Source organism: Clostridium sp. AF23-6LB, from assembly GCF_003461085.1.
Lineage (GTDB): Bacteria > Bacillota > Clostridia > Lachnospirales > Lachnospiraceae > Coprococcus > Coprococcus ammoniilyticus.
Window position 1 is genome coordinate 332,075 of sequence record NZ_QTWK01000004.1, and the last position, 25,965, is coordinate 358,039.

Annotated in this window: 24 protein-coding genes and 1 tRNA gene; 1 reads left to right on the forward strand and 24 read right to left on the reverse strand. The window is 41.4% G+C overall.

Translation table 11 applies throughout. The annotated features are described in order from the left end of the window. Window positions 1–3 precede the first annotated feature (3 nt). The 24 genes from DWY07_RS11150 to tig all read right to left on the reverse strand — a co-directional run bounded on the left by DWY07_RS11150 (window position 4) and on the right by tig (window position 23,305). Window positions 4–1,122, reverse strand: a complete 1,119-nt coding sequence (locus tag DWY07_RS11150; RefSeq protein ID WP_117823165.1) for a PcfB family protein — start codon at window positions 1,120–1,122, stop codon at window positions 4–6. Continuing rightward, the gene (locus DWY07_RS11155; protein ID WP_006858865.1) at window positions 1,122–1,526 is read right to left on the reverse strand and encodes a hypothetical protein; all 405 of its coding nucleotides are present in this window, start codon (window positions 1,524–1,526) and stop codon (window positions 1,122–1,124) included. The genes DWY07_RS11150 and DWY07_RS11155 overlap by 1 nt, the downstream gene beginning before the upstream one ends. Window positions 1,527–1,535: 9 nt before the next feature. Beyond that, on the reverse strand, window positions 1,536–2,720 hold the full coding sequence (locus DWY07_RS11160) for a hypothetical protein (protein ID WP_117823167.1): 1,185 nt from the start codon (window positions 2,718–2,720) through the stop codon (window positions 1,536–1,538). Window positions 2,721–2,749: 29 nt separating this feature from the next. Further along, window positions 2,750–4,198 carry a relaxase/mobilization nuclease domain-containing protein gene (locus DWY07_RS11165; RefSeq protein ID WP_242996304.1) on the reverse strand — a complete coding sequence of 483 codons (1,449 nt, stop codon included), beginning with the start codon at window positions 4,196–4,198 and terminating at the stop codon, window positions 2,750–2,752. Further along, entirely contained in the window at window positions 4,185–4,517 is a 333-nt protein-coding gene (gene mobC, locus DWY07_RS11170) for a plasmid mobilization relaxosome protein MobC (protein WP_055273077.1), read from the reverse strand. The genes DWY07_RS11165 and mobC overlap by 14 nt, the downstream gene beginning before the upstream one ends. A gap of 4 nt (window positions 4,518–4,521) precedes the next feature. Continuing rightward, complete coding sequence (locus DWY07_RS11175; protein ID WP_004611529.1) at window positions 4,522–5,046, reverse strand: hypothetical protein; 525 nt, start codon at window positions 5,044–5,046, stop codon at window positions 4,522–4,524. A 391-nt stretch (window positions 5,047–5,437) separates the two neighbouring features. Further along, a complete protein-coding gene (locus tag DWY07_RS11185) occupies window positions 5,438–6,415 on the reverse strand; it encodes a DUF3991 and TOPRIM domain-containing protein (protein WP_055273078.1) in 978 nt (325 codons plus the stop codon). A 4-nt stretch (window positions 6,416–6,419) separates the two neighbouring features. After that, complete coding sequence (locus DWY07_RS11190; RefSeq protein WP_117823169.1) at window positions 6,420–6,959, reverse strand: JAB domain-containing protein; 540 nt, start codon at window positions 6,957–6,959, stop codon at window positions 6,420–6,422. Window positions 6,960–7,068: 109 nt separating this feature from the next. Beyond that, window positions 7,069–8,064 carry a DUF5688 family protein gene (locus DWY07_RS11195; RefSeq protein WP_117482431.1) on the reverse strand — a complete coding sequence of 332 codons (996 nt, stop codon included), beginning with the start codon at window positions 8,062–8,064 and terminating at the stop codon, window positions 7,069–7,071. Between the two features lie 73 nt (window positions 8,065–8,137). Then, window positions 8,138–13,516, reverse strand: a complete 5,379-nt coding sequence (locus DWY07_RS11200) for a SpaA isopeptide-forming pilin-related protein (RefSeq protein ID WP_181983920.1) — start codon at window positions 13,514–13,516, stop codon at window positions 8,138–8,140. Between the two features lie 91 nt (window positions 13,517–13,607). Beyond that, window positions 13,608–14,396: a hypothetical protein gene (locus tag DWY07_RS11205; RefSeq protein ID WP_242991786.1), complete on the reverse strand. Its 789-nt coding sequence runs from the start codon at window positions 14,394–14,396 to the stop codon at window positions 13,608–13,610. A gap of 235 nt (window positions 14,397–14,631) precedes the next feature. Then, window positions 14,632–14,805 carry a hypothetical protein gene (locus tag DWY07_RS11210; protein WP_181983921.1) on the reverse strand — a complete coding sequence of 58 codons (174 nt, stop codon included), beginning with the start codon at window positions 14,803–14,805 and terminating at the stop codon, window positions 14,632–14,634. A gap of 5 nt (window positions 14,806–14,810) precedes the next feature. Beyond that, on the reverse strand, window positions 14,811–15,260 hold the full coding sequence (locus tag DWY07_RS11215; RefSeq protein ID WP_117823175.1) for an ATP-binding protein: 450 nt from the start codon (window positions 15,258–15,260) through the stop codon (window positions 14,811–14,813). Window positions 15,261–15,268: 8 nt separating this feature from the next. Beyond that, on the reverse strand, window positions 15,269–16,189 hold the full coding sequence (locus tag DWY07_RS11220) for a ParM/StbA family protein (RefSeq protein WP_117823250.1): 921 nt from the start codon (window positions 16,187–16,189) through the stop codon (window positions 15,269–15,271). Between the two features lie 51 nt (window positions 16,190–16,240). After that, window positions 16,241–16,495 carry a hypothetical protein gene (locus DWY07_RS11225; protein ID WP_117823177.1) on the reverse strand — a complete coding sequence of 85 codons (255 nt, stop codon included), beginning with the start codon at window positions 16,493–16,495 and terminating at the stop codon, window positions 16,241–16,243. Beyond that, complete coding sequence (locus DWY07_RS11230; protein WP_242997347.1) at window positions 16,482–16,628, reverse strand: hypothetical protein; 147 nt, start codon at window positions 16,626–16,628, stop codon at window positions 16,482–16,484. Before DWY07_RS11230 ends, DWY07_RS11225 begins: the two co-directional genes overlap by 14 nt. Window positions 16,629–17,177: 549 nt before the next feature. Beyond that, window positions 17,178–17,462: a DUF6462 family protein gene (locus DWY07_RS11235; protein ID WP_181983922.1), complete on the reverse strand. Its 285-nt coding sequence runs from the start codon at window positions 17,460–17,462 to the stop codon at window positions 17,178–17,180. Window positions 17,463–17,465: 3 nt separating this feature from the next. Further along, window positions 17,466–17,924 (reverse strand): DUF6462 family protein, encoded by a 459-nt coding sequence (locus tag DWY07_RS11240; protein WP_004611514.1) that lies wholly within the window; start codon window positions 17,922–17,924, stop codon window positions 17,466–17,468. Window positions 17,925–17,932: 8 nt separating this feature from the next. Beyond that, entirely contained in the window at window positions 17,933–18,154 is a 222-nt protein-coding gene (locus DWY07_RS11245) for a DUF6462 family protein (protein ID WP_005340583.1), read from the reverse strand. Between the two features lie 239 nt (window positions 18,155–18,393). Beyond that, complete coding sequence (gene lysS / locus DWY07_RS11250) at window positions 18,394–20,007, reverse strand: lysine--tRNA ligase (RefSeq protein WP_117823181.1); 1,614 nt, start codon at window positions 20,005–20,007, stop codon at window positions 18,394–18,396. 41 nt (window positions 20,008–20,048) lie between these two features. Beyond that, window positions 20,049–20,531, reverse strand: coding sequence for a transcription elongation factor GreA (gene greA / locus DWY07_RS11255; RefSeq protein ID WP_117808639.1), 483 nt, complete (start codon window positions 20,529–20,531; stop codon window positions 20,049–20,051). Between the two features lie 143 nt (window positions 20,532–20,674). Further along, window positions 20,675–20,758: transfer RNA gene (locus tag DWY07_RS11260), tRNA-Leu, on the reverse strand. 88 nt (window positions 20,759–20,846) lie between these two features. Then, on the reverse strand, window positions 20,847–22,001 hold the full coding sequence (locus DWY07_RS11265; RefSeq protein ID WP_117823183.1) for an FKBP-type peptidyl-prolyl cis-trans isomerase: 1,155 nt from the start codon (window positions 21,999–22,001) through the stop codon (window positions 20,847–20,849). Window positions 22,002–22,078: 77 nt separating this feature from the next. After that, window positions 22,079–23,305 carry a trigger factor gene (gene tig, locus DWY07_RS11270; protein WP_117823185.1) on the reverse strand — a complete coding sequence of 409 codons (1,227 nt, stop codon included), beginning with the start codon at window positions 23,303–23,305 and terminating at the stop codon, window positions 22,079–22,081. Window positions 23,306–23,804: 499 nt separating this feature from the next. On the opposite strand from tig, the gene nrdD reads away from it, so the two are divergent. Further along, on the forward strand, window positions 23,805–25,931 hold the full coding sequence (gene nrdD / locus DWY07_RS11275) for an anaerobic ribonucleoside-triphosphate reductase (RefSeq protein ID WP_117823187.1): 2,127 nt from the start codon (window positions 23,805–23,807) through the stop codon (window positions 25,929–25,931). Window positions 25,932–25,965: the final 34 nt, after the last annotated feature.

Below are 25,965 nucleotides of genomic sequence, written 5' to 3' on the forward strand. Positions count from 1 at the left end.
CTGCTACCTCGCTTTCTTTGTGGTAACAGTTTTCTTCTGTGTGGACTTTTTCTGCTGCTTCTGCACTTTCTCGTAACGCTCCCTGACAGATGACTCCACCTTGTCATAGTGAGTATAAAGCTCGGTTCCTTTCTGGGTTGTCACCACACGATTCTGCTCATCGTAGAGCTTATAATCCTTGGTTGAATCAAGGAAGGTAAGCATTGTCTTTCCACCATGAATCTCCATGATGTTTTCCTTACGGAGCCATACATATCTTGCCTCTTCTCCCCATGTGCCGGGAACTCTGGTCTTAACAGCATGGTCATTTTCTTCGATAATCAGCTTCTTGCTGATAGTCACATCTGACAGGTTCGCATTCTTTGATGCTGCAACTGCCCTCATTCTCTCAGCAAGGTCCTGATAGCCTCTGACACGATTGATAAATGCATCCTTGTCCATCATGACTGTATGGGTGCCATCCTCATTCTTACTGCCAAGCACACCGATTGTCTCAAGCTGCCTGATAACACTTTCAGCCTGCTCACCATTGATACTGAAATTCTCCTTGACCTGATCCACACTGATAGCTTTCTTTTCCATTGCAAACATTCCGACCTTTTCGATCAATCCGTCAATGGCGGAATTAACCCTATCCCCTTCTATCGTGTGGCTTTTCTCGTTTCCCTGCTGTTTCTTCAAAAAATCCATCAGCTTGCCAAGTGATTTTTCATCCCCATTCTTCAGATAATCGTCAAATGTGGCAATCTTTCCAAACTTGAGCTTCTGTATCATCATATTCACACGTGGAACTGCCTCTGTATGAAAGATTACCTCACTCAGTCCGTCTTTCCTGTTACAGTCCGGAAGTACGGAATAAAGGATTCCATACTTCTTTGCCATCTTTTCGACCTTTTTCATATCTTCGGTATTAAACTGCAATACCTGTAAATCGCCACCCTTTAAGAGCAGCTTTCTCATAGATGTCTTACCAAGAGACTTCTCATAATCAAGCATCCTTTTTAAGAAATCTATTGCCTTCTGCATGGCAGCAATGCCGCCGCTTCCTACCTTCATGGCAATCTCAATGCCATCATAAGCTACACGGATGATCTGCACCGCTTCCTGAATCTCTTCTGCCATTATCGCACCTCCACTTTCTCTCTGACTGTTGTTTTAAGTGTTTCTGTCTCTGTAGTACGGATTTCCTCGGCAGATACATCAATACCATAAGCAGTCAAAATATCTGCTAGATGATTGATTGCTTTCTCCTCCTCGATACGGTACATTTCAAGTGCCACAAGCAGGTTTTCCACCTGTTCCACCCATGCAGGCTTCATATCATATTTAGACCTGTATGTGACCATAATCTCGTCCGACTCAGCCTTATCCGCTGAATGTGCCAAAGCTTCAATTAGAGAAATCGTATCTTCCTTGCTGCCGCTTCTGAATGCGAACTGGACTACAAAGTTTTTCTCTTCCTCCGTAAACTGATGCTCCACACCATTCATCTCTGTTACTGCTTCATTTACTACTGCTAAATTCATAGGTTCCTCCTAATCTGCCATGCTGTTTTCAAGCACAGCAATCTCAATGATCTCCTTCATCTTTTCCGCTGAAATGTTGTTGTTTATAAGCTCTACAAGCTGTGACTCAGTAAGTCCCTTTTCTATTGCACTCTTAATCTGCACAAGCTGCGCCGGAACAAGGTCTCCCGATGCAACCAGCTTTACAATGTCAGCTCTTGATTTTTTCTTAAATGACAGTCTTGCAAAAAGGCTCGCCACTCCGCTGTTGCTGCTCTTTCTCACACTTCGCTCAATCGGAAGTCTCTGCACCACATTTCCAGTACCATCAACTACCGGAATCTGATAATAGACCGGAATTCCATTTGCCACAGCCTGCATATTCTGAGGAACTGCAACTGTATCAACCATCTTTTTATCTGCCTGTGATACGGACTGGCTTTCCTGCGGCTCTGCCTTACTTTCTGCCTCTTTCTTATTCTCTGTGGCAACACTTATGATCTTATCTTCCAATGACTCTATTCTGTCTCCCATACGCTTCATCTCCTTATCCTTTTTCTCAATATCATCCCTGAGTCTTGCAATCGTACTGCTTGCCTTATTCAGTTCATTCTGCTGACTGTTGATAAGAGCATCCTTATCCTGGTTCTCCTTGACCAGACGCTCCCTGACTTCCTCATCATCTTTGGAAGTCTCTATTTCAGAAAGCTTCTTATTCAGGGCATCATACCTTTCATTCTGGTGATTGATCTTTTCAACCACTTCATCCATCTGAGAAATGAGTGCTTTCACATACTCAGACTCTTCTGGAATCTGTTCCTTGACGTTATTCAGCTGTTCCAGAACTTCCTCATATAATCGGCGCATGGTAATAGGTTTTTCCCCTTTGTCCATGACCTCCTTAATTGTCTGAACAGGTACACCCTTTTCATAAAATTCGAGAGACACCTGCATCTGATGAACCGAATACTTGGTATTCTTGATAATATCAATCACATCTTTTGGAACATCCTTATGCAGACACTCCGATAAAATCTTCATCTGTTCAATGTCGTATGACTTATTGAGATAAAGGCTGATCTCCTCCTCTGTCAGTCCATATTCATAATCACTTTTTACAAGAGCAATCGTATCTTCACTAAAATGCTTATTTCGGAGAAGCTGCAATTTTTTCTCGATTGCTATCGCACTAAGCGGTTCTCTGTTTTCTTCCATATATGCCTCCTAACTACTAAAAAAACAGCCTAACGTTCTGGCTGCTCTTTCCTGTCTCGTATTGTCTCTTTGTTGTACTGTGCATCTTTTCCATCTGATACGCTGTCTGGAATAAGACTCTTCCATATAGATTTACCAATATTCAACTCTTTGAATACTGCTCTTTCTTTTGCACATGCTTTGGAATACTCCTCTTTATAATGTTTACGCAGTGCTTCCACCTCTTCTAGGCTATATCCCTGTGATAAAAGCTTCTGTTTCAAAGTTTCCCATTGCAGATGTTCATCCGTAAAAAATACATCTCCCTGAAGGAAAGACTTTTCAGCAGGTTCTAACTCTTTCATATCATCTGCTGTATCAAAAAGTTCTCGACTTCTCTCCCTAGCCTTATAAATGCGGCTTTTCTCTGCTGAGACTTCTTTTCTTTTATCTGTCAATGAGCTGATTACACTGACAAGCTCCTCTGCCGAATGAATGTCATGATTGACAAGGAACAAATACTCCTCCTGCAGTTTATGCATCTTACGGATATCTTCCTTATACTTCCATACCTGACTGTATGGCTTCTTTTTCAGCTTTCCTATACGGTATAGCTTTGCATAGTATCTCTTTTGAAGCCCCGACATCTTTGCCCTTCTGTATCTTCTCACCTTACACTTACACAGAACCGGTTGTACCTCTTTCTGCTGTTCCCTGTAAAATGAAATATCCTCTTTTTCTATTCTTTCTCGGATTGCCTCATCAGAATACATGTCCCCTAATGTCTTACATCTGCGAAATCTCGTCATTCCTTGTGGCTTTACCGCCAGATACTTTCCCTGCTTGACCTCGTATCCTTTGTCAGATAACAGCTCCAGAAACTGCTCATAATTTCCTGCCTGCAGGATGCAGGAATCCAGGTCTCTCTTAATCATATCTGCCCACACAAAACTGCCTTCACGATATTCGCTCCAGTCCTTATAGCTTTCATGCTCTTTTTCCTTACTGCCATCATCGACATCAATGATTGAAAGACCATATTCCTGACACAGCTTATTCGTGATTGGCTGAATATACTTTGCCCAGTCTCCCTTTTCATAGCGGTACTTTTTCCCATCCACAAAACTCACACTGTTAAATACAATGTGTGAATGAACATGTGCTGTATTATCATGCACCACATATACTGCCTCATATGATTTTCCAAGATACTCTTCCACAAATCTGCGGGTTATCTCAAATGCCGTTTCAGGATTCACTTCATCTTCCTTAAACGAAAGAATGATATGATATCCCTGCCTTTTATCAACTTTTCCAAACTTCCGTTTGGTCGCTTTCATTTGTTCAAAAGCAGAATCGACCTGACAGTTGATTGCACCGACGAGCCTTCCATCCTGTGTTTTCTCCGGATTCATCACATAATCAAGAGATCTCTTCAGATGTTTTCCGTGAAAATGCCCACCACAATCCTTCATATTAAGGATCTTACTGATTGCCAATCTTTACCACCGCCTCATCTACCTTCTGATTCAGTTTTCGCATATAAGCAATCAGCTGTGTCTTATCTTCCTTGGAATACAGTCCGGCATTATTGTTAAATACTATCTGGTTGATATTTATTCCAATTCTGTTGACTTCATTAATGAGTTCCTTCAGAATCTTCCTTATTTCCGGATAATCATTTGGTTTCTGACTGATAAGAAGACGGATATACTCAGCCTCATTCATTCCATTATCACATGCCTTTTTTGCAAGCATCTTGGCTTCCTCTGGCATTAGTCTTAGTGTTTTCCTAATACAATGAACTTTATCTGCCATAGACTCACCTTCCTCTCTTACCCGTACTATAATCCTTAATTCCTTCTGCAACTGTCACCGCAGCTTTTTCCAAATCATCCCTGCTACTTAGATGACTAATGAATGATTCCACCAATGCAGCTGCCATTTCATCAATCTCCTTTGCATAACAGGTCTTTTCAAACAACCTGTCCAGCCTCCGTTCATCTGCCTTCAAACTGTCATACTTATCCTGAAACTCACTGTAATCTTTAAAATCCTTTGGATCATTCCTGTGTACATCAGCATCAAGTATCAGTTCATAGTTCCATTCACAAACAGTATCTATAACATCATCTATCGGGTATGGTTCAATTTCACCATTCTCCTCAGCTACATCCTGTCTGTACATCTTCCCATCAGAATCTATGCCAATAGCATAATCATGACCTTCCATATAGTTAAGCAATATTGCAGCATCTTCTATCGAAGGGTTAAGTAAGATATCAAATGTGTCTGCCCAGGCAATCAGTTCTTCTGGTTTTGAAAATAGCGTAACTTCTGCATCCATTGCTTCCTTGCACCTCCTTATCCGTGTTTAGTAAATATTCACCAAAGCTCCAGTCTCCGGTTAGTCCCCGGCGACTGCTAGATACGCATTAGAGACATCTCTGTCCTAATGCCATCTAGTTAGGGAGAAAATCTCCCTAAAACCCTCTGTTTATGGAAGTGGGGGCGCTTTTTGCCCCCACTTTGCTACTTTGGGGGCGCTTTCTGCCCCCACTTTGTTATTTTGGGGGCACTTTCTGCCCCCACTTTTATACTGACTTTCATCCGGATTTTGTCGTGTCCGAATTGCGGGGGCGCTTTTTGCCCCCACTTTGACATTTTGGGGGCGCTTTCTGCCCCCACTTTGCTGTTTTGGGGGCACTTTCTGCCCCCACACATTAAAATCCAAGTTCTCATGCCCTGACCGGTTCATCTGCTCTCTGATTCATTTGATTCAGATTAAGCTTTGCCGCCACAAGCCACTCGTTGTAATCCTTATATCCGGCTGGAGGCGGACAGTCTTCTACCTCATATCCAAGCTCATAATACTTTCTCATAAGTTCAGCTGCTGCTTTTCTCCCCGGCTCATCTCTATCAAGGCAGAACCGGATGGAAGTAATCTGCGGATGTTCCCGAAGAAAAGTCTCAAGTGGTGCATCTGCAAGCATCCCAAGTGCCAGCTTATTTGATTCATAATCCGTGAAGATATCCACATAACTCATAAGGTCGATTGCAGCCTCAAATACCACAAGCTCTGTACTGTTTTCATTTACCACATTAAATCCATAGTTCTTATCATTTCCTGTGACATCACACTTGAATGGCTTGCCCTGCTTATCAAACACTCCCCGCATACTTGCAAATCTTGTCACTCCATTTTTATCATTTCCTTTGAAAACAACATTGTGGTAATGCCTGCTCTCATAAATCAGTCCTTCTTTTAAAAACAGATCTATGACTGCTCTGCTGATTCCTCTCTCCTGGTTCAGATAGGAAATAAGATAGGAATTGTCTCCTGCCGGTTCCGGTAGGACAAATGGCTTTCTCTCCTCTGTCTGCTTCTGCGATACCTGATGAACAAGTGGCTGCTTTACAGGATTCTCGATTCTTCTGTATCCTGCAAAGTCCAGAAGCCAGAAAACAGCCTCTTTTACACTCATTCCGCAGAACACCCGTAAGAAATCTATCTGTGAGCCGCCATTATTACCTTTGTCAAACTGTCTTGACCACCTGTACCAATGACTCCTGTTATAGATACGGATGGAATCCATCTCCTTTAAAGTGTGATATTTTCCAATCCTCTTTACTGTATAACCAAGACTTTCTGCGACTGCACACAGGTCAACACTCTTTGCTATGGCAAGCTCTTCATCCGTAAATCTTCCATCCATGCTCTCACCTTGCCTTTCCCTGCTCTGCTACAAGTGGTGACTTGATATCAAGTGTCCGATAATCAGTGCTAAGTGTAATCTTAGGATTATCAATCATGCCTTTTTCCCTGAAACTGAAAAATTCACGATTGTCTCCACCGACTATGATATGGTCAATGAGAGGTATTCCCATCAGCTCACACAGCTTGTTCATGCGGTCCGTCATCATCGTGTCTGCCTTGCTTGGGAATACGTTTCCGGATGGATGACAATGGATTAACATCATGCTTGCAGCATTGCTTAAGATACTTGATTTAAACAGTTCTCTCGGATGTGCCATTGCCTCATTTAAAGAGCCAACACTTGCAAAATGCACATTGATAGGTTTTAAATCTGACCTTAGATTGACCACACACACTACTTCCCTGTCAAACTCGCACATACAGTCTCCCATGACAGCAGCTATATCCGCTGGATTATTAAATGTGTGCTCCGAATAAATCGGAGCATCCTTTACAAGTCTTACCGAAACCACATCAAGCTTGAAGTCATTCTTCTTTGGCATCAGACACCGCCTCCTCTCCAAACTCGACACGGATAACAAAGTCACCTTTCTGGCTGTTTATGAGAGCAATGAGTTCTTCCATTGTAAGTTCCTGCTCCATAACTGCCTCCTATCTGGACTTTTCCTTCGCATCATATACAAGGGGAGGTTCTGCAACGATACCATCAAGTCTCTTGTTTGGTGTATCAGTTGCAAGTGTGAGTTTTCTTAAATCCTTATCATAGTGATATACCTGATTGGAAAGTCTCTCGTCCAAAGACACCTCCTGCATATTTACCTCGACTACCATCTGTGCAAGCATCTCAGGGCTTCCCATATCTGAAGATACTGCAATAACCTCATGCACGCTCGAAGGGAGAATATAAAGGTCACTCTCTAAACTCTCTGCCAGCTCATGAAGCTCATTCTCATAAAGCATGGATGCTGCACCATTGATACCCTTTTCATTGGAAATCACCCACATCGTCTGCTCCGGTGGAATCTCAGCTATCATCATCTCTGCGATCTCCTGTGGCATCCCATCCCTTGCGAACATTTCTTTCATAATGTCATTCATGCTACGAACGACAGGTGGGAAGAGTCTTCTTGTGTTTTCCGCTGCACACTTAAAGAGCTGTTCCTCGCTCATTCCAAGTCTTTTTGCAAATTCATTTGTAATTTTTGAACTCTGCACCGCATCCTTATCTGCACTGATTATTACCTTATACACAATAGAAAGATCCTGGAACTCTCTGTGCGGCACCTGTTCCAAAAATGTTTTATTCTGCTCTGTATTGATGAGCTGGAATACAATCTTCTCGTTAGCCTCCTTCATAATGCTGTCCACATCAACAACCGGAGTCTGCTCATATGCCCTTTCCATGAAGTCACATGCAGCCATAAGTGTTTCCTCAAGATCACCACAGTCCTGATACTTCTTATACATGTCATTTATATAAATCGTAGGCGAAATATTCCTGCCTTCCTCTCTTAAGATGATACCATCAAGAGTCACATTCACCTTTTCCACGGGTTCTGCCACAAGCTCCATTCCTTTGAACTTCTCAGGCATATAATCCATAAACTTTTCTTTTACTACTTCCTTAAAAATCTCGTAATTCATCATATTACGGTTCCTCCTTAATCTAAAAAAGCGGGGAACATAAGTCACTGGCTTACATTCCCCGCAAGGTTAATTGTTACTGTTTATTCTTTTTCTTTCTTCCACGAAGTCCTACTCCAACACCTGTAATAAGTGCAAGTGCACCGATTCCAAGATAAAGAAGCGGATTTGCATTGTCGCCTGTCTGTGGAAGCTTAGGCTCTGTCGGTACATTGGCAAGCTTAAGAGTTGCTACAACAACATCCGGTGCATTGTCATCATATCGAAGAGTTACATCGTGAGCTGTTTCATCAAGGATATATCCGTCAGCTGCTTTTGTCTCAACTACTGTATAATGGATATCTTCCTTAAATGAACCATCCTCATTGTAAGTACAGATAGGAAGCTCCTTGCTCTCTGCATGACCATTCTTGTCAGTAGTGAGTGTATCAAGCACCTTTCCGTCCTTATCCCTTACTTCAAATACAACACCCTCGATCGGCTTTCCGGTTACTTTGTCAGTTTTCTCAATGACAATCTTACCGACTGCCTGCTCATCCTTCATGGATACCTTCTGGATTTCTGCTGTCTCCTTTACTTCAAAGGTTACATCACTTGCCACCTTATATCCATATGGTGCAGATTCCTCTCTGAGTGTGTACTTTCCGACAGGAAGTCTCTCAATCATATGAGTCTTTCCTGCCTCTGATGTCCAGCTCTCAACAAGCTTTCCATCAGCATCAATAACTGAAAGCTTTGCTCCAGGCAATTCTTTCTTGCCTGTGATATCAGTCTTTGAAATTTCTACCTTGATCGGTGCATTTTCAAATGCTGCCTCAAACTCGATAACCTTTACCTTATCTCCCTGATATGAAGCATCCACATCAAATGTCTTATCTGACTTCACATAGCCCTTTGGTGCCTCAATCTCCTTGACATAATACTGTCCAAGCGGAAGGTCAGAGGTAAATGTTACTTTGCCATCCTTTCCAGTAACACCTCTCTCAATCTGTGTATCTGCTTTGACAATGACTTTTCCATCTTTATTTACGATATCCTCTTTCGCAAATAAGCCGAATACTGCACCTTCAAGAGCATTCTTCGTCTCTGAATCAGTCTTTGTGACAGTAATCTGCACCTTCTGTCTCTCATTGGTTACATCCATTCCCGCAAATACAACCTTTGTATTCTGGTCGATATAAGAAAGGTCTGCATCAATCGGTGTATCATCCAGCACAAATCCATCTAATGTCTTTGTCTCTACAAGATAATACTTGCCAAGTGGAAGGTCATCAATTCTTGCAATGCCCTTATCGTTCGTAACAATGGTTGCTACCTTGTCACCAGCTTTGTGGTATACAGTTCCAAGTCCGTCTGCACTCACAATATCCTCTTTTGCATATACATCAAAGGTTACTCCTGCGAGACTATCCTTGAAGTAATTGAAAATGAAATCATACCAGTGTCCCTTCATAAGAGTGGTATCTGTTACAAACTCACCATCCTTGTTGATTACGATAGAACCTGTCGGAACCTCGTCCTTCATCTCGACATGCTGCACATCGCCTGTATCCTCTACTGTAAACTGAATATCGGTTGCTTTCAGGTATCCGTATGGAGCAAACTCCTCACGAAGTGTGTAAGTCTCGCCAACTACAAGCTTCTTGATTACATGAGCTTCCTTTGCATCAGATGTCCATGTGTCTACCACATTTCCATCCTTATCAAGTACAGTAAGTGTTGCACCTGTAAGCTCTGCACCGCTTGTGATATCTGTCTTTGTAAACTCAAAGGTTGTAGGAGTGTTTATATATTCGCTGTTATATACAGCAGTCTTGACATCCTGTCCCTGATATTTTGTATCAAAGTTTACAGCTTCCTCATTTGTCACATATCCGGCAGGCTTTACAAGCTCCCTTGCAACATATTTTGCAAATGGATAATCCTTAACAAAAGCAATCTTTCCATTCTCATCAGATGTTGCCTTCTCAAGAAGTGTGCCTTTCTCGATAATTACCCTGCCATCAACATTCTTGATATCCTCGTCTGCATAAAGACCAAATACTGCACCTGCAATCGGTGTGTTATCTTCTGCATCAAGCTTAGTCACTGACATATCAAGCTTCTGTCTGTCATCTGAGAAAGTAAGGCTTTCCTTGATAACAGGTGTCTTATCATCCACATATGTGAATGTCACTTTCTGCTCATTCGGATTTAATACATATCCGTATGGAGCTTCTACTTCTACAACTTTGTACTGTCCAAGAGGAAAATTCTTTGCTACTGCCTTTCCATCTTTTCCTGTTGTAAGAGTTGCCACAAGGTCTCCCTTGCTGTAATACTTAATGCGGTTGCCATCTGCGTCCTTCTGGTTGTCTGCTGTGTAAATATCCTCCGCAGCGTACACCTCAAATTTTGCTCCGGCAAGTGAGCCTTCCTTATAAACAAACTCTTTCTCATATGAGCTTGCAAGAAGTCCTCCCTTGAATCCGTCAAGTACCTCTCCCTTCTTTTCTACAGTCAGCTCTCCGACTGCAGGGGCATCAGAATATTCCACAGTAATGATTGCCTCATTTGTATCACCATCTGTTTCAAATGCTGTGTCAGTATCAACAGAGATGTTGACATACTTATCATTTACAACATATCCAAATGGTGCAGACACTTCCTCAATGCGGTAGTTACCGATTTTAAGTGCCTCCGGTAAGATTAAATCTCCATCATCGTCAGTAAAGAATGAAGTATGCTCTACCTTTGACGGATAAGTTGTGTACTGCTTCACATATTCGTTCTTATCAGTATTGAAGATCTTAAACTCTGCATTTGGCACGAGCACTGTCTGCTTTGTATCGGAATCCTTCTTGATTACACGAAGCTTTGCAGTAAACTCCCTGTCAAGGAATACTCTCCATGTCTGAGGCTTGTCAGGATGATTCTCGCTGATTTTTACCTCAAATGGCTTGATTGTCTTCATGTTATGCGGAGTCTTTGACTCTACTACCACATAGGTTCCATAAGGAATTGCAATAGAAACTGCATGTCCCTTGTCATCGGATGTGATTGTTGTTGCTCCGTTTTCCCCGATTACTACCGGAGTTGCCTTGTCAAAGTCATAACTTCCATCTGCCTTTACAGGTAAAGATGATTTCAAATAAGCTGTGAACTCTGCACCTGCCAATAAGCCTGCTTCAGTATCATCGCCATTGTCCGATACCTTGATAAGCTGGAATGGCTGCTTGATGACCTGCTCTGCTGAGGTTGTGCTTCTTGATACCTCTGCTACAAGGTCTCCCTCATAGTCGCAAACTACATCGTGCTCCTCTTCATCAAGAAGATAGCCTTCTGATGGTGCGATTTCTTTCACATAATAGTTGCCAAGATAAAAGTTATTTACCTCTGCCTCGCCATTCTTATCTGTTGTAAGAGTTGCAACTAAGTCCCCTGCTTTAAATACAACACCTGTTGCTCCGTCCGGATGCACGATATCGTTTCTCGCATAAAGACCATAAACTGCACCTTCAAGGCTTGCATCTCCCTGGGCTACTGCCTTGCCTGATTCCTTATCTACCTTGTAGATATGAATCTTTGCTGTGGTTCTGTCATTTACAAATGTGTGACTGAATGATGCCTTTGCCTGTGTTTCAGGTAATACATTGAAATTGAAGCTGTAAACATCTTTACTGTTTCTGATATACGCATATGGTGCCTGTGTCTCTGAGACATAATATCCGTTAGAGATTGGCAGATCCACGCTGTAGCTTGCCTTTCCGTCCTCACCTGTAGTTACTGTCTCAAGAGCTGTACCCTTTGTCACAATAACCTGTCCGGCATAGTTTTTGATGTCATTTCCGGCATAAAGTGTGTACTTGCCACCATCAAGAGGATTCTCTGTGTCAGAGTCCTTCTTTACGACAGATACATCGGCTTTCTGTCTTGTATTCTCAATCGTAGTTGATTCATACTGTACTGTCACAGTTTGGTCCTTATACTCAACTGCTACTGTCTGAGGTGTGGTATTGATTGTATAACCATCAATGCTCTTAATCTCAGTAACCACATAGGTTCCAAGATGAAGGTCAGATAATACCACCTGTCCGTCAGCTCCTGTTGTAAGGCTTTCTGCTACAACATCGCCAGCACTATACACCTTTGTACCATCTGCCTTGTAGATATCTGCTCCTGCTGTCACCTTAAATGTTGCTCCCGGAAGCTTCTTTTTCTCATAAATAAAGTTACTTCCATTCCATGAGCTGAGCACTTCACCTTCCTTGTAGATTGTGATTGCTCCAAGCTGCTCCTTATCTGTTGCAGAGATTCCGGTTGTCTGTCCCGCTCTTACAGTAAGAGTATGAACCTTACCGGAAAGAACATAGCCCTTTGGTGCTGTAATCTCTTTTACATAATAAGTGCCTGCGACAAGTGCAGCTGACTTTGCATATCCGTTTCCATCTGTTGTCATGGTCTGTACTCTGTTTGTGCATCCGCTGTCAGAATAAATTCCATAGACTGCACCGGAAAGCTTCACTCCGCTTGACTCATCTGTCTTTGTAAGCTCACCATATCCGATGTTCTCTGTCTTGACCTTGATATAGGCTTTGACAGGATCTGCTGTCGGTCTTTCAGAAATAAACTCCTGATATCCGCTCTTTCCTGTAAGCCAGAATACACAGCTTGATGTTGTCTCAACCTTGCCAGCATTGGATGTGAATGTTCCTGTTGTAGCTGTGGTATTCACACTCGTTGAAGAGATTGTAATACTGTTGCCATTCTTATCAACAGAATATCCGCTGATGCCAAAATCAAAGTCTGATAAGACACCATTGCTGTCAGATAATGTTGCTTCAAATCTCTGACTTCCCTCATTCCACTTCAGCTCATAAGTTGGTGCCTCACTGGTTCTGCGTGATGCAAAACTTGGAAGTGTTGCATTGTAGGAGCTGCTGATATTGTCCCTAAGTCTCTCATAATAGCTGTATGAAGAATCAGGACTTGGTGCTGTGTTACAGAGCTTTCTTGCTGCTGAATCACCGCTTCCGGTTCCAAAGATATCTGCTACAATAACCCATACCATTGCCTGAGTTGCGATATACTCATCGCACTGACTGTTGCTTGGTGCCGCCTTTTGTGTACTGTTAAACCCATAATAAAGGCAGTAACTTAAAAGCTTTCTCTGCTGTGCTGACATTGATGTGCTCGCATCATCGTAGCTGTTCATAAGCTGACCGCCATCTGCTCTTAATCCGAAATTCATACAATATGCAGAATTTCCGTCAAGAATTGAATACAGAATCTTGCCATGATTATATCCGGGCTTCAGCTCACTTACTTCTCCGGAATTTTTGACTGACGCATTCCAAAACGCAATATTTGCCTGCGGACTGGCTGCAAATGCTGTTGTTCCATTCGTAAAGAGTGTTCCAACCAGTGTGAGCATAGCCATAAATCCTGCCATAAAACGCTTTAGTTTCTGTTTCATGTGCTCTTTCCTCCTTAATTTACGCATAAAAAAAGAAAGACATAAGTTTATAGCTTACATCTTTCTTCCTTCTGCTTCTATTCGTTTTTATTTATCTGTGACATCGAAACTCGTAATAGTTTGTACCGCCTGTCGTGTAAACTCCATCATAACTGATGTAGAATACCGGATCTGTTTCCAAAAGTAACATACTTGCAATATATCCTGCGATTGCATCCTCAGATGATAACCGCTGTCCATCAATGGTACTTGCTTTGTTGAGGTCTGTCTCTACAAACACACTATAATAAGAGCCTTCCATACCATCGTAAGGATAATACTCATTGTACTCTTCCTGCGTGATACTGCCGTCATTCAAATGATTCTGTAAATTCTGCTGTGTGGTAATCATCCCTCCTGCCTGACACTTTGCTGTTGCAAGTGACACAACATTCTGTGGACTGTATGCCACGGATGCAGGCTGTGGATTGCTCACATTGTCTTTCGGACTGTCTGTAGTCTGACCACCATTACCTGCATTACTCTGATTTCCGCCAGCTTCCTCATTATCATTTACTGAAGCTTTCTGTTCCGGCTCGTCATTCTGCTTTGGCTTTTCTTCCTGCCTTGAAGCAGTTTCATTATCAGCGGACCGGTTATCTTCCTTATCATTCTTCTCTTCTGAATCTTTAACCTCGGCAATATCTTTCTCTGTCTCTTCGCTTCCAGCTTCGGTTGTGACCTCTGTGACAGCTTCCGTTGCCATTTCTGCTTCTTCAGTTGGCTTTACGCTTTCCGTCTGTTTCTCTGTCTGATTATCAGCCTTTTCCTTACCACCATTACAGGCAGCCATTGAAAAGACCAGTACTGCGGATAATAAGATAATACTTATCTTCTTCATAGTAATCGCCCATCCCTTCTCCGCAAGAGGGACGGGCTTTGTGTTCCGTGCCATCCACCCTTGCGGTGAACTATTTATCTGTAATGCACGGGACACATAGGACTGTCCCGTATTCTGTGCATCTTAAACTCCTTTCATTATACCAGCTCTCTTATTCTAAAGAAATACTGCATAAGTCTTCTGTTTTTCTTGTAATTTAAGAATAAACCCTTTACCTGCATACGCTCACCTCCTCTCAGAATGTGCCCATTCTTACGAATGAAAGAAATATCCTTGCCACCATAGCGAATAGAAGAAGAATTATTCTGGCAAGTCCTAAGACCAGCTTCAACGCTCCAAGAATTATCCTTAATATCCACCTGAGTATCTTTAAAATCACTGTTCCTACAACTCCCATAACTCTTCTCATAATAATCAGTCTCCTTTCGACATCCATCCCATTGCAAGTCCTGCAACATCTGCATCTTCCATAACATCTTCTGTAGGTTCTTGTGCTTCACTATTGGCTGCCTGCATTATTACCGGCTGACCAACATTCATCCCGGATATCACTCCGCCTAACAGCTTTATTACCTCTTTTCTAGCCTCATTGGTTGCTGCTTCAATGACCTCTTCCTTAATGTCATCAATATCTTCTGACCGGATATATTCAGCCCTCTCTTTTTCCTTCTTCTTGATAGCAAAGGTTTCTTTTCCATAATTATCAATGTAAAACTGAATCGCATCTATGATGAACTGATTCTTAGATTTGAAAATCTTCGGATCAAGGTTCTGAATCACATCATTGATTTTCACATGCTGAGGATTGTTCATGTTGAGGCGGACAGAAGTTTTTACTTCATATTCAAGTCTTCTTCCCATCATCTGCCTCCTTATGATAATCGCTTAGTGCTTTTAAGTCCCATTGTGGCAAGCTGCTCATATCCTCTTGCATTTGCCTTTACATCAAGGTTATAGGAAATGTTCTTGGCATCGTGGCTCCCAAAGTTTTTCATCACAACTGCCCCGCCACCGGCAAATACAATCGGTGTAGTCTTTAAGTTATACCCAAACTCACGGATTGAGTTATATACCTTATCAACAAAATCCTCTATCTCTGCCTTGATTATGGCAAAGTATTCATCATCAATATCTGACCTGCCATATCGCATGATGTTCTGTATCTCTGACTCGTCTACCTCTCCGTTAAGCTGTCTTACACACTGCTCATTGATAGAACGCATACAAGTAATAAGACCTTTTGGAATCGTCACACACTTTGATTCATCCGGTGACTTGTTGATTACCGGCATAATGTCGATTGTCCAGCTTCCAATATCTACTATCAGTGTTTTCTTTGCCATAGCAGGAATCTTGTCCACTACTGCTGCATAGCACTGAGGAAATACTGCCACATCATCAATTTCAATATGATATGACTCATTCTCATATTTGAAGCTTACACGCTTATTCTTTGTCAGGTACTTGATAAAATCATTCTTCTCTGCTCCAAACCTTGTAAGTGGAAGTCCTACTGCAAGGAATACATTTGCCTCTGCAAGACCTCTTCTTTTAAGTTCCTTAGCAACTGCTGCAAGAGTGAGAAGATAAAAGCTGTCATCTTCGACCTTTGTATCCTTTACTTCCTGCCTTACAGTTCCGACCTTGTAAAACTTTCCTTCATACTCAAGTACATCACCGAAAAGTGCCGGAGTAGTTGTAATCTCCTTAACGCCTGTGACAAATACCTGAGAGATTGTTTTCATCATTGACCATCCATGATCAATGCCGATTACTTCTAACTTATTATTCATGTGTTTTGCACATCCTTTCTTCTTAAATAGCCACTTGAACATCTAAACCACCTACTTTCCTATCAGCTTTCGCATACAAGGAAAACAATAACCATTCCCTTGATAATATGGACATCCGACACATTCCGTCGGAAGTTTCTGTTCTTTTTTCTTAGATGGTTTACAACATGTTCCATTGGCACATCTGTTGTTATGTCCCCAGAAGAATCTACAATGCATACAATCTTTTAATTCTCTTTCAAGCTTTTCTTCTGGAGATACAAACCTGCGTTTCTTATGCTTATCTCTTTTTTCACCTGTTCCCACCAGAGCTCTCCTCCCTTCCAAGGAGTGATTGCTCTCTTATCTGTTCCATTGTCCTGTCCGACTCTCCTGCCGTCCTAGCTAACGAATACAATACGATAAGAACAATAATTATTAATGCTATGCTAAATCCCATCACCACTTTATCCTCCTTCAAATTAGTTGCCATATAGACAGAATTTGAATTTGGAAGTGATATAGTCTACATGGCTATGCTTAACGCTAAGCATGTAGGTACACGCCAGTCTTCTAGACTCCTATATCGCCCCGTGTACAAAGAGGTGTTCTCACCTCCGGGAGTTACAGACGAGCCACAAAATGTGTTTCACGACGCCCTTCTGAATTATCAGAAGCACTATCTCCTCTTTTAGCCTTTTGAGGATAAGGACGAACTTCTCGCCCTCTGTGGTTAATTATCCTTACGCAACATGCCGATTCCTTTTACCAAATTTCCATCCAGCTTCTCGCCCTTCATCTTTCGATCCATCAGACTACTAATATGATAGCTGTGACTTTCATCCTCCATGTACATGCCCCGTAATTTTACTACCTACAGAAATTCTGTAGTGCAAACTACTTTGCAAATCTGTAACTGATTATTCAATTGTTATGTCCAATCTCTCTTGGACAATTGATATTCTACAATGCACTTTAATTTTACGGAAGTGACACCACTGGTGTATTTTTACGAATTTTCACCAGTTTTTGGTGTATTTGTCATTTCCTTTAATTTGTCCCATGTATGCTTAGGCAGTTCTCTTGCCGGCTCTCTGAATCGTTCAAGATATTTTTCAAATAATTCCGTATTGATTAATGCTGAATTACCGACTTTATAGACTGCTCCTGCCTCTCTCGCAATTACTATGATTCTCGATTTACTTATCCCATAAATAATCGCTCCTTCCTCTGCATTGACAAATTTTTTCATAAAATCCTTTGTATCTGAATAGCACTTATATGAGTAACTCATTCATCAGTCTCCTTTCACATTTGGCAATGGATGTTTCATTTCTGTTGGCGGTTCTCTGAATTGCTCCATATATTCATCAAACACCTCCAGATTAATCAGAATAGTATTTCCTTTTGCTTCGCCTATCTTATATACAGCTCCAGCTGCTCTAGCCATTTCGATAAATCTATGATGTCCTATGCTGTAAGTCATTGAACCCTCTCCGATTCTCACAAACTTCTTTTCCACAATTTTATTTGAACTAGGAACTCTTGCAGAATGTTTCATAAATTTCATCAACCTTTCCTTATGTACTAATATAATCTTTGCAAGCTGATATCTTGCTCCAGCCGCCAACGCTATATCCATTGCCTCATCTTGTGTTACATCTAATAAAGCCATTACCTCATCAATACGAATAAATCTTGGTTTTACAGTTTCTTTTCTATAGGCACAAACTGAACCACTCAATGTATTTACCATAACATCACCTACTTATAAAACTCAGAATCTGTAATATGAAAAGTTTCAAGATACTTATCCAATATTTCTGTATTAACAAGTACAAGCTGACCAATTTTATAACAAGCCTTGGCATCCTTAGCCACTTCTTGAAATTTTGTCATTCCCATACTGTACATCTTTGCACCATCTGAATATCTTACAAACTTTTTTGCATCCTCATATCTATCTTTCTTCTTTGATTCATTCATTGCTGTGCTCCTTTCACTTTGACTTCATAACAAATGACGTATTTTCTCCATAACGCAAAAAAGAGGACATCTTCTAAATTTCTTTAGAAAATGTCCTCTTAGTAGTTCATATTTGATTGAATCTTTTTCTTTTCAGATTGTGTACTCTTTCATACTGATGTAAATGACTATGCCAAAATACGTCTTTTAATGCGTCCTTTGACGTACTCAAATGCCTCAACCCCGCATAAACACTAGGTTTATTTATCCAAGCTCTTCATCGTCGGGAAGAGGAGCACATCACGGATTGCCTGTGAATCAGTCAACAGCATAACCAGACGGTCGATACCATAACCGATACCGCCTGTAGGAGGCATACCGATCTCTAATGCATTTAAGAAATCCTCGTCTGTATGCTCTGCTTCATCATCACCGGCTGCTGCATTTGCATCCTGTGCTGCAAAACGCTCACGCTGATCGATTGGATCGTTCAGCTCGGAATATGCATTACACATCTCCCATGTGTTAATGAACAGCTCGAAACGCTCAACCTTACTTGGATCAGAAGGTTTCTTCTTGGTCAGTGGGGAGATCTCGATCGGATGATCCATGATAAATGTAGGCTGGATCAGTTTTTCTTCACAGAACTCCTCAAAGAACAGGTTAATGATATCACCCTTCTTGTGACGTTCTTCATATGCAATATTGTGTTCATCAGCCAGCTTCTTAGCTGCTGCATCATCTTCTACCTGATCGAAGTCGATTCCGGTATATTTCTTGATCGCATCATTCATGGTCAGGCGCTCAAATGGCTTACCAAAATCAAGCTCGATTCCATTATAGGAAATCTTTGTGCCTCCACAAACTTTCTCAGCAAGATAACGAAACATGGACTCTGTCAGTTCCATCATACCTTCATAGTCTGTGTATGCCTGATATAATTCCATCAGCGTAAATTCCGGATTGTGTCTTGTATCAACACCCTCGTTACGGAATACTCGTCCAATCTCGTAAACTCTTTCCAGTCCGCCTACGATCAGACGCTTCAGATATAATTCCAGAGAGATACGAAGTTTTACATCCTCATTTAATGCATTGTAATGTGTCTCAAATGGTCTTGCTGCCGCACCACCTGCATTTGCAACAAGCATAGGAGTCTCAACCTCCATGAAATCACGATCTGCAAGGAAGTTACGGATCTCTTTTAAAATCTGTGAACGCTTGATAAATACTGCCTTGCTCTCCTGATTCATGATAAGGTCTACATATCTCTGACGATATCTGACATCTGTATCTGTTAAGCCGTGGAACTTCTCCGGAAGGATCTGTAATGACTTGCTTAAAAGTGTCATTTCTTCTGCATGGATAGAAAGCTCTCCTGTCTTTGTACGGAAGGCCCATCCCTTTACACCATAGATATCACCGATATCAGATTTCTTGAAATCTGCATAAGCTTCTTCACCGATCTGATCTCTTGCAACATATACCTGAATGTTGCCCTTCAGATCCTGAATATTACAGAAGGATGCCTTACCCATAACACGCTTGAACATCATACGTCCTGCAATGCTTACATGGATCGGTGATGCATCCATGATTTCTCTTCTCTCGTTATAATCGTTGTTCAGCACTTCCTTCTTCTGTGCATCATCCAGCCCTTCTACATCCGGTTCCTGTCTGCCTGCGAGAAGCTCTGCTTCATGTGCTGTATATGCTTCCTTTACATCTGTGCTGTGATAAGTCACATCATACTTTGTAATCTCAAATGGATCCTTGCCAGCCGCCTGTAAATCTGCCAGTTTCTCGCGACGAACCTGTAACAGCTTATTTACATCCTGTGACTTAGCCTGATTGTTCTGCTTATTCTCTGCCATCTTTGTTTAATCTCTTTCTACTATATTGATCATTCTGTTTATTAGATTGCTCTCTTGATATCTAATATTCTGTATTTGAATTCTCCGTCCGGTGCTTCTACCGTTACTTCTTCACCAACGCGTGCACCCTTTAGTGCCATACCAACCGGTGATTCATCAGAGATCTTATTCTTCATGATATCTGCTTCTGTTGAACCAACGATATGGAACACAACTTCCTCGTCAAATTCATAATCATATACTGTTACGGTACGACCGATACCGACAACCTCTGTATCAACCTCGTCCTCGTCAACGACTTCTACATTTTTCAGGATAGCCTCTAACTGCTCGATTCTTGCCTCGATATCACGCTGCTCGTCCTTTGCTGCATCATACTCAGCATTCTCAGATAAGTCTCCCTGCTCTCTTGCTTCCTTGATCTTGGCAGCAATCTCTCTACGTTTATTTACCTTCAGATCCTGAAGTTCTTCTTCAATTTTTTTAAGTCCTGTATAGGTAACTACCTGTTTCTTTTCAGCCATCGCCGACTACCTCCTAAACAATATCTGTGTTTTCCGTTAAGTTCTCACAAGTATCCTACATTATATTCCAGTTTCCCTGTAATGTCAAACCTGTATATAGAAAAAAGAAGCCTTAAAACTAAGACTTCTTTTCCTTATATCAATGCAGTTGATGGGACTTGAACCCACACCCACGTAAGTGGACATGAACCTGAATCATGCGCGTATGCCAATTCCGCCACAACTGCATGAACGTGCTTTATCTCACGCACTCGTTTAATATAGCACGTCATCTGCTTCTTGTCAAAACAAATTTTGTAAAAACGTCAACTTTTTTTATTCTGCCTCTGAAGCTGCCTCTGTTGTTGACTCTGTGCGCTCTGCTTCAGTGGAACCATCTTCCGATGCATCTTCTGAACTTGCTTCAGTAGATTCAACCTGAACAGCTGTACCCATCAGATAATCAAGAACCTTTTCCTCTGTTGCATAGAATTTCAGATCGCTCGCTGAATATTTGGAGTTGATCGTATCCTCGTCTACCTCATTATCATCCATCAGCTTCTGCTTATATGCATCAGTCTCCTTATCATTTGCGATCAGATTTTTTTCTAACGCGATCGAGCTGACAACGATCTTCTCCTGCATTACAGATTCAACTGTGCTCTGAAGATAGGAAACAAATGCAGATTCATCTGTATATCCATAGAAATACTGTAAGAATGTTGGTACGCCGATTCCATACTGGGAGGCACTGGACTCGATATTATCCATAACACTCTTGACATAGGAATCAATTTCGCCTTCCGGATACTGATTAAATGTTGTTTTCTCTTTGATTGCCTTTAATACATTTGCACGATCTGTACTGTCTGCAGTTTTGTCTGTATCCTTCTGAAGCTCATCTGTCAGATACTTGGTATAATCCGCCGTCGTTGTATATTTACCATCCGTAGCCGACTTCACAAGGTCATCTGTATATTCCGGTGTCGTCGTTATCTTGATATAATTGATCTTTATATCAAATACAGCTTCCATTCCTGCTACTGTTGTATCAGAATAATCATCCGGATATGTGATCGTGATCTTCTTCTCTGTACCAGGCTTTAATCCGATCATCTGATCATCAAGTCCCGGTGCTAATGCATCCTTGCCTATAACAACACTGGTTCCGGCTTCATCATCATTCTTATTCTTTTCCTGACCATTGATCGTTTCTACATAATTGACGTTGACATCATCACCATCTTTAATGGCACTGTCATAATCCTTTGTCTCTATATTATTATCTGTACAGAATGAATCAATCTTCTCATCGATCTTATCCTGTGTTACCTCTCTGGATGCCGGAACATATTCAACGCCATCATAATCACTTACCTCTGCACATTTTGCATACTGCTTGAATTCACTCTTTGTGCTTCCACATCCGCTAAGCACTCCCATGCCGACAACGGTTGCCAGGCAAAGGGTCATTACCTTCTTCATTTTCATAATATAATCTTTCTCCTCAAGGCTTCATCTTATTATTTTATCATCCTCATTTTAAGGATCCTGTTTCAACATCCGCTTTAGTTTGCCTCTGTTGTTACTTCTGTGGTTTCTTCAGAAGCCGTTGTTGCTTCTGTTGCAGCTTCTGTACTCTCTACCTTCTTGCCATTATCAAGCAGGAAAGTCATAACCTTATCTGCAAGTGTATAATACATCAGATCTTCAGAAGAATACTGCTCTCTGATCTGATCCTCTGTTGTAGAATTATTGTCTGCCAGCTTCTTAATATATGCTGTTTCTTCATCTGCATCGATCGTAATATTCTCTGCTTTTGCAATCGCACAGACAGCCTTCTTTTCCTTTACGGACTCTTCACAGATCTGCTTTACATATTCTGCAAATGACTCCTCATCACTGTATCCATAGTAGTAATTGATAAATGTTGCATAATCGAAATTATAGGAGCTTGCCTGAGCTTTCAGGTTGTCAATAATTTCGCTTGCAAGACTTTCAACTTCATCTTCCGGTACATTCTCGATCTGTGCTTTATTAATAACACTTGTCATAACCACATTCTGTGCAGAAGTAAGTGCTGCAGTCTCATTGCTTGCTTCCAGTTCTGCTTTGATTGATGCTTCATATTCATCTACTGTTTTATAGGAAGTATTATTGGCAACAAGTTCATCGTTGTACTCTGGTTCAACCGGAATCTTAATGTAGTTTACAGTCGTCTTAAATACTGCATCCTTTCCATTCAGTTCTGTGTTTGTTGTACTGTAATCCTCCGGGAATGTTACATTTACATCAAATGTATCTCCGGCTTTATGACCTACGATCTGATCTTCAAAATCATCAATAAAAGATTTGCTTCCCAATGTCAGATCATAACCATTTCCATCAGAATTACCACCTTCAAATTCCTTACCATCTACAGTTCCGACAAAGTCGATATTTACAATATCACCCATCTTTGCTGCACTTGTCTTATCTTCATTATAAGTAGTGCAGGATGAAATAAAAGAATCTACCTTGCTCTGAATATCATCTGCAGTTACCGCTTCCGGTGCATATTCATATTCAATTCCTTTGTACTCTCCAAGCGTAACGCCATCTGCATATTTCTCGATATACTCATCGATCGTCAAATCTTCTGCTGCCTCTGTGCTGCTGTCTGATGAAGTCGCATCCGTTTGTGTTGCATTGTCAAGCTTACCGGTTGTATTCTTTTTATCGCCGCATCCCACAGCCATAGATAATGTCATTGCCATTGCAAGAGCAACCGCAAGTCCCTTTTTCAATTTCCTCATTGTACTTACCTCTATATTATTATAAAATTAGGTATCACCTATCATAGCTTTATATCACATTTCCAATTAAAAATAAAGCTATTTTAAGTAATTCATAGAAATGTCACAAACTATGCAACGTTATTGTTAAATGCCTGATTGTTCGCAATATTTCGACAGCATCCATACTTTCAGATACAATTTCCGACAATTTCACATAATGTCAATCGCCTCTCGAACAGCAAATCACATTTTCCCATGCAACACAATATCTAGTATTATTTCTTTGATTTTTTCTCAATATTTTGTACTGATTGATATAGACAAACCAAAATGGTGATGCTATAATGTGTAACTGTCGGGGACATAGAGTTACAAAATATTCCAAACGATTTTTTAGTCTCACAGATTTTAAATCGTTCATTTTTTGTCTTTTTTTCACACACGACGCAATATGTTGGGGTTTGAGAAAATATCGCACTCAATATCTAGATAATCAATTTTGAAGGAGAATGTAAAAATGCAGGTAATCAAAAGAGACGGTCGAGCCGTATCCTATGATCGCAGCAAGATTATCGTTGCCATCCAGAAGGCAAATGCCGAAGTCGAAGACTGCGAAAAAATTTCTGAAGAAAAAATAGAAGAGATCATAGACGGTATCGAAGCAAAAAACAGAAAAAGAATGCTGGTCGAGGACATCCAGGATATCATCGAGCAGAAGATTATGGCAGAAGGGAAATTCGTCCTTGCCAAAACTTACATTATATATAGATACAGCCGTGAACTGATCCGTAAAGCAAATACAACTGACGATTCCATTCTCAGCTTGATCCAGAACAGAAACAAAGATGTTATGGAAGAGAATTCAAATAAAAACGCAACTGTTGCTTCCACTCAGCGAGATCTGATCGCCGGTGAGGTTTCAAAGGATCTCACCAAACGACTTCTGCTGCCTGAAAAGATTTCAAAAGCACATGAAGAAGGTGCGATCCATTTCCACGATGCTGATTATTTCTTACAGCCGATCTTCAACTGTTGTCTGATCAACATCGGAGATATGCTTGACAATGGCACCGTCATGAACGGCAAACTGATCGAGAGCCCTAAAAGTTTTCAGGTTGCGTGTACGATCGTTACACAGATCATTGCTGCCGTTGCCTCCAGCCAGTATGGTGGTCAGTCCGTTGATATCCGTCACCTTGGAAAATATCTGCGTAAGAGTTACAATAAATACAAAGCGTTATATCAGGAAGAATTTGGCGAGAGATTAGATGCTGATACATTAGAGGAGCTGGTAAAAGAAAGACTGAACGATGAACTCCGTTCCGGTGTTCAGACAATCCAGTACCAGATCAACACTCTGATGACTACAAATGGCCAGTCTCCATTTGTTACCTTATTCCTGAATCTCGATCCAAATGATGAATACATTGAAGAGAATGCCATGATCGTAGAAGAAATCCTCCGTCAGCGTTTAGAGGGTATTAAAAACGAAGTTGGTGTTTATGTAACACCTGCATTTCCAAAGCTGATCTACGTTCTGGATGAGCACAACTGCTTAAAGGGCGGCAAATATGATTACATCACCCGACTTGCGATCAAGTGCTCCGCAAAGAGAATGTATCCGGATTACATCTCCGCTAAGAAGATGCGTGAGAACTATGAAGGTAATGTCTTCTCCTGCATGGGATGTCGTTCTTTCCTTTCTCCTTGGAAGGATGAAAATGGCAACTATAAGTGGGAAGGACGTTTCAACCAGGGTGTTGTCAGTCTGAATCTTCCTCAGATCGGTATTCTGGCAAAGGGTGATGAAGATAAATTCTGGTCACTCTTAGATGAACGACTTCAGTTATGCTATGATGCCCTGATGTGTCGTCACAGAGCATTGGAAGGCGTAACTTCAGATGTCAGCCCGATTCACTGGCAATATGGCGCGATCGCACGATTAAAGAAGGGTGAGGTTATCGATCCATTACTTCACAACGGCTACTCTACTCTGTCGCTTGGATACATCGGATTGTATGAAACTTCTATCCTGATGAAGGGTGTCAGCCATACAGATCCGGTTGGTGAAGAATTTGCATTAAAGGTTATGAACAGAATGCGTGCAGCCTGTGATAAATGGAAGGCTGATACCGGACTTGGCTTCGGCTTATATGGAACACCAGCCGAAAGCTTATGTTATAGATTTGCACGTATTGATAAAGAACGTTTCGGTACGATCAAGGATGTTACTGATAAGGGCTACTACACAAACTCCTACCATGTTGATGTCCGTGAGAAGATCGATGCATTCAGCAAGTTCAGATTTGAGAGTCAGTTCCAGACGATCTCATCCGGTGGTGCAATCTCCTATGTCGAGATACCAAATATGCGCAACAATCTGGATGCACTTGCAGAAGTGGTTCGTTACATTTATGAGAACATCCAGTATGCTGAATTCAATACAAAGTCTGACTATTGCCATGTATGTGGCTATGATGGCGAGATCATCATCAATGCAGATGGTGAATGGGAATGTCCTCAGTGTGGCAACAAAGACCATGCAAAAATGAACGTTACAAGAAGAACCTGTGGTTATCTCGGTGAGAACTTCTGGAACGTCGGCAAAACAAAAGAAATGGCTTCCAGAGTATTACACCTGTAGAATTCAGGTCTGATGCATGTGGTTCAGCCATACC